We start from the raw sequence: 13145 nt of genomic DNA, 5'->3' as shown, positions 1-13145 counted from the left end.
GTGGCTGTCGAGATCGCCGTCGAGACACCCTTGCAGGACGACGTGCGCGCGCTGGTCGCGGAGCTCAATGCCACGCTGCTTGAACTGACGCCGCCGGAGCATTGCTACCACCTGACCGTCGAGCAGATGGCCGGCAAGGACACGACCGTGTTCATCGCCCGCGACGGCGGCCTTGCCGTCGGCTGCGGCGCGCTGAAGCGCCATGACAACGCGACCGGCGAGGTCAAGCGCATGTACACGCGGCCCTCGCATCGCGGCCAGAAGATCGGCGCGCAAATCGTCGCGCGGGTCGAGTCGCTGGCGCGGCAGGAAGGGCTGAAACGACTGGTTCTCGAAACCGGCGACCGCCACCCCGCCGCCTGGACCGTCTATGAGCGCGCCGGTTTCTCGCGTTGCGGCCCGGTGCTGGATTATCCCGACTCCGAATGGTCGGTGTTTTACGAAAAGAGTCTTGCCTGATGAGCGACCTCACACATCTCACCATTTCCGAGGCCCGCGCCAAGCTGCGTGGCAAGGAAATTAGCGCGGCCGAGATCACGGAAGCCTATCTCTCAGCGATCGAGCGCGCCAACTCGGTGCTCAATGCCTATGTCGCGGTGACCGGCGACAAGGCGCGCGACATGGCCAAGGCCTCCGACGCCAAGCTTGCCAAAGGCGAGGGCGGCGCTCTGGAAGGCATTCCGCTCGGCATCAAGGACCTGTTCGCAACCGAAGGCATCCATACCCAAGCCTGCAGCCATGTGCTGGACGGTTTCCAGCCGCGCTACGAATCGACCGTCACCGGCAATCTCTGGGCCGACGGCGCCGTCATGCTCGGCAAGCTCAACATGGACGAGTTCGCCATGGGCTCCTCCAACGAGACCTCCTATTACGGCCCGGTCATCAACCCGTGGCGGCGCTCGCGCCTCGACACGGTGGTGATGCCGACGACGCATCAGGGCGACGGCGGCTTCGTCTCGTCCGGTGGCGCGAAGACGGCGCGCACGCTGGACAATGCGCAGTTGGTGCCGGGCGGCTCCTCCGGCGGATCGGCTTCGGCCGTTGCCGCCTTCCTCTGCGCCGGCGCCACCGCGACGGACACCGGCGGCTCGATCCGCCAGCCCGCCGCCTTCACCGGTACGGTCGGCATCAAGCCGACCTATGGCCGCTGCTCGCGCTGGGGCGTGGTCGCCTTCGCTTCCTCGCTCGACCAGGCCGGTCCGATCGCGCGCGACGTGCGCGACGCCGCCATCCTGTTGAAGTCGATGGCCTCCTCCGACCCGAAGGACACGACTTCGGTCGACCGGCCGGTGCCGGATTACGAAGCGGTGATCGGCAAGCCGATCAAGGGCATGAAGGTCGGCATTCCGAAGGAATACCGTGTCGAGGGCATGCCTGAGGACATCGAGGCACTGTGGCAAAAGGGCATTGCCTGGCTGAAGGAAGCCGGCGCCGAGATCGTCGACATCTCGCTGCCGCACACCAAATACGCGCTGCCGGCCTACTATATCGTGGCGCCAGCCGAAGCCTCGTCCAACCTGGCGCGCTATGACGGCGTGCGCTACGGGTTGCGCGTGCCCGGCAAGGACATCGTCGACATGTATGAGAAGACGCGCGCCGCCGGCTTCGGCCGCGAGGTCAAGCGCCGCATCATGATCGGCACCTATGTGCTGTCGGCAGGCTATTACGACGCCTATTACCTGCAGGCGCAGAAGGTGCGTACGCTGATCAAGCGCGATTTCGAGAACGTCTTTGCCGCCGGTGTCGACGTCATCCTGACTCCGGCAACGCCTTCGGCCGCCTTTGGCGTTGCGGACGAGGACATGAACGCCGATCCCGTGAAAATGTACCTCAACGACATCTTCACCGTGACAGTGAACATGGCCGGGCTGCCAGGCATCTCGGTGCCCGCCGGCCTCGACGGCAAGGGGTTGCCGCTCGGCCTGCAGCTCATCGGCCGGCCGTTCGACGAGGAGACGCTGTTCCAGACTGCCCATGTCATCGAACAGGCGGCGGGCAAATTTCAGCCGGAAAAGTGGTGGTAGCGTCGTCCCTCATCTGACCAGAGGATCTTGGAACGGGTGAGGGATGTTCTACTATCTTTCCAAGATCCTCTGGTTCTTCATCCAGCCGCTCAACCTGGCGATTTTCCTGCTGCTGGCCGGACTGGTGGCGGCGCTTTTCGGTCGTCGGCGGCTCGCTGCCACCGGCAGCGTGCTGGCCTTTCTGATCCTTGCGCTATCTGCTTGGACCTCGCTGGGCGCGATGATGCTCAATCCGCTGGAAGAGCGCTTCCCCAAGCCGCCGCTGCCGGAGAGGGTCGACGGCATCGTTGTCCTTGGCGGCGGCTTCGAGGGCGCCATCAACCTTGCGCGCGGCGGCTATGAGCTGAACAGCGGCGGCGACCGCATGGTGGAGACGGCGATCCTCGCCAGGCGCTTCCCGCAGGCGAAAGTGGTCGTCTCCGGCGGCAATGGCGAGCTTTTCCTTGACGGCGAGGGCGATGCCGACACCGCGCCGCGCCTGCTCGGCGCGCTCGGTGTTGCGCCTGAGCGCCTGCTCCTCGAGAACAAGTCGCGCAACACCTATGAGAATGCCGTCTTCTCCCGCCGGTTGGTCGAACCGAAGCCGGGCGAGATCTGGCTGCTGGTGACCTCGGCCTTCCATATGCCGCGCGCCAAGGCGCTGTTCGACAAGGCAGGTTTTCCGACGCTTCCCTGGCCGGTCGACTACCGCACCTCGGGCAAGGAGGGGATCGGTCTGTTCCGCGATAACCCGGCCGATTCGTTGCAGGCGACTACGACGGCAATCCGCGAATGGATCGGGCTTTTCGCCTACTGGCTGTCTGGCCGGATCGATGAGCCTTTCCCGGCGCCGGGCGGCTGACCGAGCACCGCCTGGCGCGCGGCCGAGAAGAATTGGCGGCGCACCAGCACAGCCAGCAGCACGAGCGTCGAGATCACGAAGACGACCGGGTCGACGAACCAGCCGAGATAGCCGATCGAGAAAAAGACGGCTCGCAGGCCGGAGTTGAAGTGCTTTCCGGCAAGCACGTTCATGCGCGTCGCGCGCCAGACTGCGGTTTCGCTGATCGGGTTACGCGAGGCCGCTCCATGCGGGATCGGCACGGCCCCGATCAGGATCGAGCAGTAGTTGAACAGCCGGTAGGCCCAGCCGAACTTGAAGAAGGCGAAGGCGAGGATCAGCACCAGGCCGAACACCTTGGTCTGGAAGGCTTCGCGCGACGAAGCCGCGCCGAACGGCAGGTCGGCCAGCACCTGGAGCACGCGGTCGGATGCGCCAAGCAAGGCAAAGCAGCCGCCGAGCGCGATCAGCGAGCTCGAGGCAAAGAAGGCGGTGCCTTGCTGCAGGCCGGTCATGATGGCGGTGTCGACGATGCGCACTTCGCGCTCCGCCATGTTGCGCATCCAGGCCTCGCGCTGGGCGTTCATCGCCGTCGTCAACGACACGCGGCTGACGAGCCTGCCGTCCGAGGCCAGAGTGTGCAGCACCCAGACAGCCAGGAAGAAGGCCAGCGTCGCCAGATCGGCGGCCGAAAGATGGATGGAATCGCCCATGCATTCTTCTACCACAGGCCGAGCCGACCCTTCGATGGCGCATACAAGCACCTGGCGATGTCGCTGCCGGAGCAAACAAGGTCGGCAGACGCCGCGCCGTGACACGCAAAACAGCGGAAACATCACGGGAATTCCTATATGTAATTTTTGAGCGGCCCCCAGGAGACAACGGCGCGTGTTCCTTTCGGTTTTCGACCTGTTCAAGATCGGCATCGGCCCATCGAGCTCGCATACGATGGGGCCGATGACGGCCGCGCGCCGCTTCCTCGACGAAATCCTGGCCGGCGACTGGCCGCGTCCGGCCGGAGTCAAGGTCGATCGCATCGGCGCCAGCCTGCACGGATCGCTCGCCTATACCGGCATCGGCCATGGCTCGGACCGCGCCGTCATCCTCGGCCTTGCCGGCGAGACACCCCAGACGGTCGATCCGGACGAGGCGGACGGCATCGTTGCCCGCATCGGAGCCGACAAGCGGATTTCGCCGCCTGGGCATCCGACCTATCGCTTCGACCCCGCCAAGGACCTGGTGCTCGACCGCAAGACGCCGCTGACCGGCCACGCCAACGGCATGGCCTTCTATGCCTATGACGCATCCGACCGGCTGCTGCTCAAGCGCATCTATTATTCGATCGGCGGCGGCTTCGTCGTCTCCGAGGAAGAATTGCAGCGCATGAAGGCCAAGGGCTCGGTGACGACCGAAGGCAAGAAGGTGCCGTACCCGTTCAAGAACGCCGTCGAGATGCTGGCGATGGCGGCCAAGAGCGGGCTTTCCATCGCCGAGATGAAGCGGGCCAACGAGGAGAAGCACATGTCGCGCGAGGAGCTCGACGCCGGCCTCGACGCGATCTGGAGCGCCATGAAGGGTTGCATCGACCGCGGCCTGTCGCAGGACGGCATCATGCCCGGCGGGCTGAAGGTACGCCGCCGTGCGCGCCAGCTGCACGACAAGCTGCAGGAACAGTGGCAGCAGAACCGGCCCAATCCCTTGCTCGCCAATGACTGGCTGTCGATCTATGCCATGGCGGTCAATGAGGAGAATGCGGCCGGCGGGCGCGTGGTGACTGCCCCGACCAATGGTGCTGCAGGAACGCTGCCGGCGGTGCTGCGCTATTGGTTGCATTTCCATCCCGAAGCCGACCAACCGAGCATCCGCGACTTCCTGCTGACGGCAGCCGCTGTCGGCGGCATCATCAAGTCCAACGCCTCGATCTCGGGCGCCGAGGTCGGCTGCCAGGGCGAGGTGGGCTCGGCCTCGGCGATGGCGGCGGCCGGCCTCTGTGCCGTCATGGGCGGCACGCCGGAGCAGGTCGAGAACGCCGCCGAGATCGCGCTCGAGCATCATCTCGGCATGACCTGCGATCCCGTGGGCGGGCTGGTGCAAGTACCCTGCATTGAGCGCAATGCGCTCGGTGCGGTCAAAGCGGTGACCGCTGCTTCGCTCGCCATCAAGGGCGACGGCACGCATTTCGTGCCACTGGATGCCGCGATCGAGACCATGCGCCAGACCGGTCTCGATATGAACGAGAAATACAAGGAAACCAGCCTCGGTGGGCTGGCGGTCAATGTGGTCGAGTGCTGAAGACGTTACGCTTTCCAGCTCTTTCATTTCTTGCCTAATGATACCAATTTGTAGTACTAAGATGTGATGAAGCGAAAGCATCAGGCAACGCTCGCGCAGATTTTCTCGCGGCCGGTAAGCGGCACAATTCGATGGTCGGATATCGAGGCATTATTCATGGCCTTGGGTGCCGAAGTCAGCGAACGCGAAGGATCGCGCGTCGGCGTGTTTCTGTTCGGTGAGGTCCGGGTTTTCCATCGGCCTCATCCGACACCGGACACCGACAAAGGCGCGGTTGCCAGCATTAGGAAGTGGCTAGAAAGCCATGGAGTGAGACCATGAAGAACATCATTGAGATCGACGGCCACAAGGCGTCGGTGTCGTTCGACCCTGAACTCGGAATGCTGAGGGGCGAATTCCTGGGACTGACCGGGGGCGCGGATTTTTACGCCGCGAATGTCGAACAACTCTACGCCGAGGGCACAACATCGTTGAAAGTTTTCCTCGACATGTGCCGAGAGAGGGGCATCAAACCTTTTCGAGAATTTTCGGGCCGCTTCAACGTTCGACTTGATCCGGCTACTCACGAAGCCGCCGTTATCGCTGCGGCCGCCGAGAACAAGAGCCTCAACGAGTGGGTTGCCGAAGCAATCGAAACGGCCGCTCTGGCATCATAACCGAGCGGGTATCGGCCTGTGCATAACGTCGCTCGGCGTTGAACGGCTCCGGGGCAGTCGCTAGATTGCGGGCATGTCTCTCAATCTCATCAAGCTCTGTGTCGGCTGCGACAGCGTCGAGGACCTGGAAGAGTGGATTGCCTTCCGTCTCGATGAGCGGCGGCGCGCCGGGGAGCCGGCCGAGCATTGGCACACCACGCGCATGGTGCCGACGCGCGGCGGGGAGATCATCGATGGCGGCTCGCTCTATTGGGTGATCAAGGGCAACGTCCAGTGCCGGCAATTGATCACCGAGATCCGGCCTTTCACCGACGGCGAAGGCATAGGCCGCTGCCATCTGGTGCTTGATCCCGAAGTGGTGCGCACCGACTGGCAGCCGCGCCGCGCCTTCCAGGGCTGGCGCTATCTCAAGCCTTCCGACGCCCCGGCCGATCTCGGCAAGGGCAAGGCGGCACTCGCCGAAATGCCGCCGAAACTGCGGCTGGAACTCGCCGAACTGGGGCTGCTTTAATCCAGGTCAAACCAATCGTTGCGTCGCTGGCCCTTCGGCTGGTTCGGTGTGGGGCTTGCAAGAGCTGCACCTGCGCCACATCTTGATTTCCATGCACAATCATTTGCGTGGCGGTGCGAACCGATGGGCGTGATCATCGCATTGGCGGCTTTGCTTCTGGTGCTTTTTGGCGTGGCGACAGTTTTCGTGCGCGCCGACCCAGCCAGGATGGCGGACAATCTCAGAACGCTTGGGCCCGCGCTGCTGGGCCTGACCGGCGCGACGATGCTCGTGGTCGGTCGCAGCGGCATCGGCGGCCTGCTGATGGTCGCGGCGGCAGGCTGGTATGCCTGGATGCGGGCGAGACGACCGCCGGCAAAAGCTGTCGCGGCCAAGCGTTCGACGGTGCGCACCGCGGCCCTCGAAATGGACCTCGACCACGACAGCGGCAAGCTCGAAGGCCTCGTCCTGGCCGGCCACTATGAAGGTAAAATGTTGGGCGCCATGGGGATCGCGGACCTGCAGCAACTTTATGTCGAGTTGCGGCCGGATCCGGAGAGCCGCCAGCTTCTAGAGACGTATCTTGACGGCCGTTTTCCCGTCTGGCGCAAGGACGCGCAGCCGGACAGTGGCGAAGGGCTGGGTGTTGCGCCAGGTGCGGGCGCCATGACTAAGGAGGAGGCCTACAAGATCCTTGGTCTTGAAGCGGGGGCTGCCGCGGCGGATATCCGCAAGGCGCACCGCCGCCTGATGCAGCGCCTGAACGCCGATGTCGGCGGCACGTCTGTCCTGGCGGCGCGAATCAATGAAGCCAAGGACGTCTTGCTCTCCAATCACGATTAGTCTCCTTCGACGCAGAACTTACCGGGGAGCTTCAAACGCCGCTTACTGCTGGACGGCGTAGCACGAGATTTTCTTTCGCTTCAGGGCATCGCAGGCCTTCCAGGCGGCGTCTTTCGAACCGAAGCCGCCGAAGCGGGCGCGGTAGTAGGTGACGCCGTCCTTGTCGAACGCGACCGTGAAGCCCGAAGCGTCGGCCAGCGCTTTCGGCGCCTGCTTGGTTGTCTTGTCGAGGAGGGCCTGAGCTCCAGACTGTGTGGGCGAGGACGCGACCTGCACCACCCATCCCGACGGCACCGAAGACGTCCTGACCGGATCGACGGCCGGCGCGGCCGCTGGAGCCGGCTCGGCGTAAGCGGCGACTGTCTGGGACGTGGCTTCGATCTGAGACGCGGTTTCCTGGGGCGCAGGCGCCGGAGCCATGGCTGCCACGGCAACCGTCTTCACCTTCCTGACCTGGATCACCGGCTTGGTCTCCTCGGCGACCGAGGTACTGTCGTCAGCCGCATTGTCGTCGGCCGACGCGACTTCGGTGTCGTCGACAGCCGGCTTTTCGTCCGGTGTCGGCGCGTCATGCTTCGGCAGGAAGACCTTTGCCAGTGTCTTGATCGGGTTGTCGCCGCCCGCCTTGGCGATCAGATTGCCGCCGCCGCGGGTCGAGGCGCGCGGCAGATAGGTGTTGATCAGCGAGGCCATCTGGTTGTCGCGGCTGCGGCCGGAAGCGCCGCCCATCACCACGGCGACAAGGCGTCGGTCGCCATCGGCGACGGAGGAAACCAGGTTGTAGCCGGAAGCGCGCGTATAGCCGGTCTTGATCCCGTCGACGCCCTTGATGCGGCCGAGCAGTCGGTTGTGGCCGTTGATACGCTGGCGGCCGTAGAGGAACGAGCGCTGCGAGAAATAGCCGTAATATTGCGGGTAGTGCTCACGGAGCGCGATGCCGAGCATCGCCATGTCATGCGCCGTGGTGAACTGGCCGGGATCGGGCAGGCCGTTGGCGTTGCGGAAGACGGTGCCGTTCATGCCGAGCTGGCGCGCCTTGGCCGTCATCATGCGGGCGAAATTGTCTTCGCTGCCACCCAAGAGCTCGCCCAGCGCGGTCGCCGAATCGTTGGCCGACTTGGTCACCATCGACAGGATTGCCGTCTCGACCGGCACCGAGCCGCCGGCGCGCACGCCGAGCTTGGTCGGCGGCTCGGACGCGGCATGGGCCGAATACGGCACCGGCGTGTTCTTGCTGATCCTGCCCTTCGCCAGCGCCTCGAAGGTGAGGTAGAGCGTCATCATCTTGGTGAGCGAAGCCGGATAGCGCCGGCCGTTGGCGTCGGCCGAATAGAGCACCTTGCCGGTCTTGGCGTCGACGACGATGGCCGCGGACTTCGCGGCAAGGGCCGAGGCGACATCGGCGGCGACAATCGTCACCGCGAGAGCGGCGACCATGATTGCCTTGATGGAGAATGGAGATTTGGAGACGAAGCCCGACAACGCCTGACGCACCGTTATTTACCCTGAATTTTTGTTGCCCCGGAGGCGGCAGAGGGAGTGCCTGCCTCGCTTTCGGCCAAGCTATCGCGGCCAGCGTTACCAATCCGTTTATGGTAACCGCGGCGTTCACCATTTTCTGGCGATTTGAGCCTCTATTTATTCGAATTTTAGCCGTTGCTGCCGCTCGGGCCCCTTGCCGTCCAAGGGAATCTTGACTTTTTGTGCGGTGCACAATATGTTCCAGTGCATTGCACAAGGGCGCCCGGGGCTAATGGGCGTTTCAACCAAGGGAAGAATGAAATGACCCAGACCTATGAGGACTTCACGAAATACGGCAAGGAGTTTGCCGACACCGGGCTGAAGAGCTTTGCCTCGCTCACCAAGGGCGCGCAGGCGATCGCCACCGAAGCCGGCGAATACACCAAGAAGAGCTTCGAGGCCGGCAGCGCCGCCGTCGAGAAGCTGTTCGCGGCCAAGTCGATCGAGAAGGCCATCGAGATCCAGACCGACTACGCCAAGCAGAGCTACGAGAGCTTCGTGGCCGAGGCCAGCAAGATCGGCAATCTCTATGCCGAGCTCGCCAAGGAAGCCTACAAGCCGTTCGAATCGGTCGTCGCCAAGGCGAAGTAATCCCGCCCGATCATATCGGACACGGCCAGCCGGCCTGCCAAAAGGACCCGGTCGCGGAAGCGCGGCCGGGTTTTTTCGTGCGCGGCTGCAACCGCCTGAGCCCTGCCGCATTCACGATTAAGAAAATCGCTGAAGTTTGCCCACCTAGCCATATTGTCAGCTAAACAGAAGGGCTTAAAATCGTCCATCGAAGACCTACATGTTGAACTCGCATGAGGATTCGAAAAGGCAGGACTACGTGACGATCGGTTTGACTGCCACGGCAGGCGTGGTGCGAATGCAAAGTGACGGCGACCGCAACGATCCCGGTCGCGGCACGGCGGTCATCACGCGCACCAAAACCAAGACCAAGAAGCCCAGCCTCTATAGGGTCCTCATCCTCAACGACGACTACACTCCCATGGAGTTCGTGGTCCACGTCCTGGAGCGTTTTTTCCAGAAGGACCGCGAGGCCGCCACACGCATCATGCTGCATGTTCACAATCATGGAGTGGGCGAGTGCGGGGTCTACACATTCGAGGTGGCCGAGACCAAAGTGTCTCAGGTCATGGATTTCGCCCGACAGAATCAGCATCCGCTGCAATGCGTGATGGAGAAGAAGTGAGGTAACATGCCGGCTTTCTCCCAAGGCCTGGAAAAGGCGCTACATCAGGCGCTGACATTCGCCAACGAGCGGCATCATGAATATGCGACGCTCGAACACCTGCTGCTCGCCCTCATCGACGACACCGAGGCGGCCGCCGTCATGCGCGCCTGCAACGTCGATCTCGACGAGCTGAAGCACACCGTTCTCACCTATATCGACACCGAGCTCGACAACCTCGTCACCGGTTACGACGAGGATTCCAAGCCGACCGCCGGGTTCCAGCGCGTCATCCAGCGCGCCGTCATCCACGTGCAGTCGTCCGGCCGCGAGGAAGTGTCCGGCGCCAACGTGCTCGTCGCCATCTTCGCCGAGCGCGAGAGCCACGCCGCCTATTTCCTGCAGGAACAGCAGATGACCCGCTACGATGCGGTCAACTACATCTCGCACGGCATCGCCAAGCGCCCCGGCGCCTCGGAGTCGCGCACGCCGCGCGGCGCCGAGGACGAGCAGGGCGGCCAGAACGGCGCCGAGCCGCAGGAGGACGGCGGCAAGAAGAAGCCGCAGGACGCGCTGACGGCCTACTGCATCAACCTCAACAACAAGGCCAGGGCCGGCAAGATCGATCCGCTGATCGGCCGCGAGAGCGAGATCAACCGCACCATCCAGGTGCTGTGCCGCCGCTCCAAGAACAATCCGCTCTATGTCGGCGACCCCGGCGTCGGCAAGACAGCGATCGCAGAGGGCCTTGCCAAGCGCATCGTCGAGGGCGACGTGCCCGAGGTGCTGCAGGACGCCACCATCTTCGCGCTCGACATGGGCACGCTGCTGGCCGGCACCCGCTATCGCGGCGACTTCGAGGAGCGGCTGAAGCAGGTCGTCAAGGAGCTCGAGGACTATCCCGGCGCGGTGCTGTTCATCGACGAGATCCACACCGTGATCGGGGCAGGGGCCACGTCAGGCGGCGCCATGGATGCCTCGAACCTCTTGAAGCCGGCGCTGTCGTCGGGCGCCATCCGCTGCATCGGCTCGACCACCTACAAGGAGTTCCGCCAGTTCTTCGAGAAGGACCGCGCGCTGGTGCGGCGCTTCCAGAAGATCGACGTCAACGAGCCGACCATCGAGGACGCCATCGAGATCATGAAGGGCCTGAAGCCCTATTTCGAGGAGTTCCACAAGGTCCGCTACACATCTGAGGCGATCAAGGCTTCGGTCGAGCTTTCGGCGCGCTACATCAATGACCGCAAGCTGCCCGACAAGGCGATCGACGTCATCGACGAGACCGGCGCCTCGCAGATGCTGGTGCCGGAGGCCAAGCGCAAGAAGACGATCGGCATCAAGGAGATCGAGGCGACGATCGCCACCATGGCGCGCATTCCGCCGAAGACGGTTTCGGCCGACGACGAGAAGGTGCTGCAGGGCCTCGATGTCGAGTTGAAGCGCGTCGTCTACGGCCAGGACACCGCGATCACCGCGCTGACCTCGGCGATCAAGCTGGCACGCGCCGGCCTGCGCGAACCGGAGAAGCCGATCGGCTCCTACCTGTTCTCAGGGCCAACCGGCGTCGGCAAGACCGAAGTGGCCAAGCAGCTCGCCGCCTCGCTCGGCGTCGAGCTGATCCGCTTCGATATGTCGGAATACATGGAACGCCACACCGTCTCGCGGCTGATCGGCGCGCCTCCCGGCTATGTCGGCTTCGACCAGGGCGGCCTGTTGACCGACGGCGTCGACCAGCACCCGCATTGCGTGCTCTTGCTCGACGAGGTCGAGAAGGCGCATCCGGACCTGTTCAACATCCTGTTGCAGGTCATGGATCACGGCAAGCTGACCGACCATAACGGCAAGCAGATCGACTTCCGCAACGTCATCCTGATCATGACGACCAATGCGGGCGCGTCGGACGCTCAGCGCGCGGCGATCGGCTTCGGCTCGACCAAGCGCGAGGGCGACGACGTCGAGGCGATCAACCGGCTGTTCACGCCGGAGTTCCGCAACCGTCTCGACGCGATCATCCCGTTCGGCTCGCTGCCGGTGCCGGTGATCCATCAGGTGGTGCAGAAGTTCGTCATGCAGCTGGAGGCCCAGCTCTCCGAGCGCGGCGTCACCTTCGACCTGTCGCCGGATGCGATCGCCTGGCTGGCCGACAAGGGCTATGACGAGCGCATGGGCGCGCGTCCGCTCGGCCGTGTCATCCAGGAGCACATCAAGAAGCCGCTGGCCGACGAGGTGCTGTTCGGCAAGCTGAAGAAGGGCGGCACGGTGCGCGTCACCGTGGAGAAGAAGGAGACCGGCGAGACCGGCCTGAAGCTCGAGTCGCTCGCCGACGAAGCCCCGGTGAAGCCGAAGAAGGAAGAGCCGGAGGATTCGCCTAAGCCCAGAAAGGCCGCGGCGAAAAAGTCTGCCGCCAAGAAGGCGGTGGCGCAGAAGCCGGAGCCGAAGGGCAAGGACGGCGGCAAGCGCAGCCTGGTGCCGCAACTGCCCCGCAAGGGCTGATCGGCCTGAAGATCAAAAAAGCCCCGGCAACGGGGCTTTTTTCGTTGGGAGAAAACTGGCGCATGGAAGCCGGACAAATCATCATCCTCAACGGTGCGCCGCGATCCGGTAAGTCGAGCATTGCCGCCGCCGTTCAGGAGATGTTCGACGGCGTCTGGATCAATCTCGGCGTCGACGCCTGCGTGCAGATCACGCCGCCACGACTGCGTCCGGGTATCGGCTTGCGCCCAGGCGGAGAACGCCCGGACCTGGAGGCCTTTGTGCCACGCCTCTACGCTGCGCTTTATGACTCCATCGCAGCACACAGCCGGCTGGGATTGAATGTCGTCGCCGATGTCGGTCACCACGATGCGTATTCGAGGCCGCTCGGCATCCTTCGCGATTGCGCCCGGCGCCTAGCCGGCCTGCCGGTCCTGTTTGTCGGGGTCCGCTGCCCGGTTGACGTGATCATGCAAAGGCGTGCCGCGAGTGGAGCGGACGGAGCGTATGTGACCGGCTCCGTCGACGATCCAGTGCCGTTGCCCGTCGGTCTTTGGCAGGAAGAGGTGCATAGGCCGGGCGTTTACGATTTCGAGGTCGATACATCGCGGCAAAATCCCACCGAGTGCGCCATGGCAATCCGGCAACGGCTCGATGCCGGACCGGAACCGCTGGCCTTTCGGAGGCTGGCGTGAATGCGAGCCGCCTGAGCCTCACCGGTCAAGTTCCGTAAAGCGCGCCGCGATCTTTCAGATTCGCTCCGTGCGCTTTAGGTTCTTGATTTTAAGTATGTCTTTGTCCCGAAACCGGTCCCACTTTCGGGAGACATGCTGCCGCGCAAGTCTTGCCGGTG

General features: G+C 63.8%; 14 protein-coding genes. 12 read left to right on the top strand and 2 right to left on the bottom strand.

What is annotated here, in order from left to right:
• The 3 genes from EJ071_RS26175 to EJ071_RS26165 are packed head-to-tail and all read left to right on the top strand — an operon-like array spanning position 1 to position 2865.
• Positions 1-459, top strand: a complete 459-nt coding sequence (locus tag EJ071_RS26175) for a GNAT family N-acetyltransferase (RefSeq protein ID WP_126100440.1) — start codon at positions 1-3, stop codon at positions 457-459.
• Entirely contained in the window at positions 459-2024 is a 1566-nt protein-coding gene (locus EJ071_RS26170; protein ID WP_126100439.1) for an amidase family protein, read from the top strand. The genes EJ071_RS26175 and EJ071_RS26170 overlap by 1 nt, the downstream gene beginning before the upstream one ends.
• 43 nt (positions 2025-2067) lie before the next feature.
• Positions 2068-2865, top strand: coding sequence for a YdcF family protein (locus tag EJ071_RS26165; protein WP_126100438.1), 798 nt, complete (start codon positions 2068-2070; stop codon positions 2863-2865).
• On the opposite strand, the gene EJ071_RS26160 is transcribed toward EJ071_RS26165, so the two are convergent.
• Positions 2814-3557: a DUF599 domain-containing protein gene (locus EJ071_RS26160; protein ID WP_126100437.1), complete on the bottom strand. Its 744-nt coding sequence runs from the start codon at positions 3555-3557 to the stop codon at positions 2814-2816. The genes EJ071_RS26165 and EJ071_RS26160 overlap by 52 nt on opposite strands.
• 175 nt (positions 3558-3732) lie before the next feature.
• Between EJ071_RS26160 and EJ071_RS26155 the strand changes: the two genes are divergently transcribed.
• From EJ071_RS26155 to EJ071_RS38705, 5 genes are all read left to right on the top strand, one after another.
• Positions 3733-5136 (top strand): L-serine ammonia-lyase, encoded by a 1404-nt coding sequence (locus EJ071_RS26155; RefSeq protein ID WP_126100436.1) that lies wholly within the window; start codon positions 3733-3735, stop codon positions 5134-5136.
• Positions 5137-5202: 66 nt separating this feature from the next.
• Entirely contained in the window at positions 5203-5457 is a 255-nt protein-coding gene (locus EJ071_RS26150; protein WP_126100435.1) for a type II toxin-antitoxin system HicA family toxin, read from the top strand.
• Positions 5454-5792, top strand: a complete 339-nt coding sequence (locus EJ071_RS39610) for a type II toxin-antitoxin system HicB family antitoxin (RefSeq protein ID WP_126100434.1) — start codon at positions 5454-5456, stop codon at positions 5790-5792. The genes EJ071_RS26150 and EJ071_RS39610 overlap by 4 nt, the downstream gene beginning before the upstream one ends.
• A 73-nt stretch (positions 5793-5865) precedes the next feature.
• Positions 5866-6303, top strand: a complete 438-nt coding sequence (locus EJ071_RS26140) for a DUF1489 family protein (protein ID WP_126100433.1) — start codon at positions 5866-5868, stop codon at positions 6301-6303.
• A gap of 123 nt (positions 6304-6426) precedes the next feature.
• Positions 6427-7125 (top strand): molecular chaperone DnaJ, encoded by a 699-nt coding sequence (locus EJ071_RS38705; RefSeq protein ID WP_189521570.1) that lies wholly within the window; start codon positions 6427-6429, stop codon positions 7123-7125.
• A gap of 42 nt (positions 7126-7167) precedes the next feature.
• Here the strand turns inward: EJ071_RS38705 and EJ071_RS26125 are convergent, their stop codons facing one another.
• Positions 7168-8619, bottom strand: a complete 1452-nt coding sequence (locus tag EJ071_RS26125; RefSeq protein WP_126100430.1) for a D-alanyl-D-alanine carboxypeptidase — start codon at positions 8617-8619, stop codon at positions 7168-7170.
• A 288-nt stretch (positions 8620-8907) separates the two neighbouring features.
• Here EJ071_RS26125 and EJ071_RS26120 point away from each other — a divergent pair, with 288 nt between their 5' ends.
• The 4 genes from EJ071_RS26120 to EJ071_RS26105 all read left to right on the top strand — a co-directional run bounded on the left by EJ071_RS26120 (position 8908) and on the right by EJ071_RS26105 (position 12987).
• Positions 8908-9237, top strand: coding sequence for a phasin family protein (locus EJ071_RS26120; RefSeq protein WP_126100429.1), 330 nt, complete (start codon positions 8908-8910; stop codon positions 9235-9237).
• Between the two features lie 277 nt (positions 9238-9514).
• Positions 9515-9841: an ATP-dependent Clp protease adapter ClpS gene (gene clpS, locus EJ071_RS26115; protein ID WP_040972327.1), complete on the top strand. Its 327-nt coding sequence runs from the start codon at positions 9515-9517 to the stop codon at positions 9839-9841.
• Between the two features lie 6 nt (positions 9842-9847).
• Positions 9848-12313, top strand: coding sequence for an ATP-dependent Clp protease ATP-binding subunit ClpA (gene clpA, locus EJ071_RS26110; RefSeq protein WP_126100428.1), 2466 nt, complete (start codon positions 9848-9850; stop codon positions 12311-12313).
• 62 nt (positions 12314-12375) lie between these two features.
• A complete protein-coding gene (locus tag EJ071_RS26105; RefSeq protein ID WP_126100427.1) occupies positions 12376-12987 on the top strand; it encodes a chloramphenicol phosphotransferase in 612 nt (203 codons plus the stop codon).
• Positions 12988-13145 lie beyond the last annotated feature (158 nt).

It is taken from the genome of Mesorhizobium sp. M1B.F.Ca.ET.045.04.1.1, assembly GCF_003952465.1.
GTDB lineage: Bacteria > Pseudomonadota > Alphaproteobacteria > Rhizobiales > Rhizobiaceae > Mesorhizobium > Mesorhizobium shonense.
Note: the sequence above shows the minus strand (reverse complement) of the source record. Positions and strands in the feature narration are given on the sequence as shown.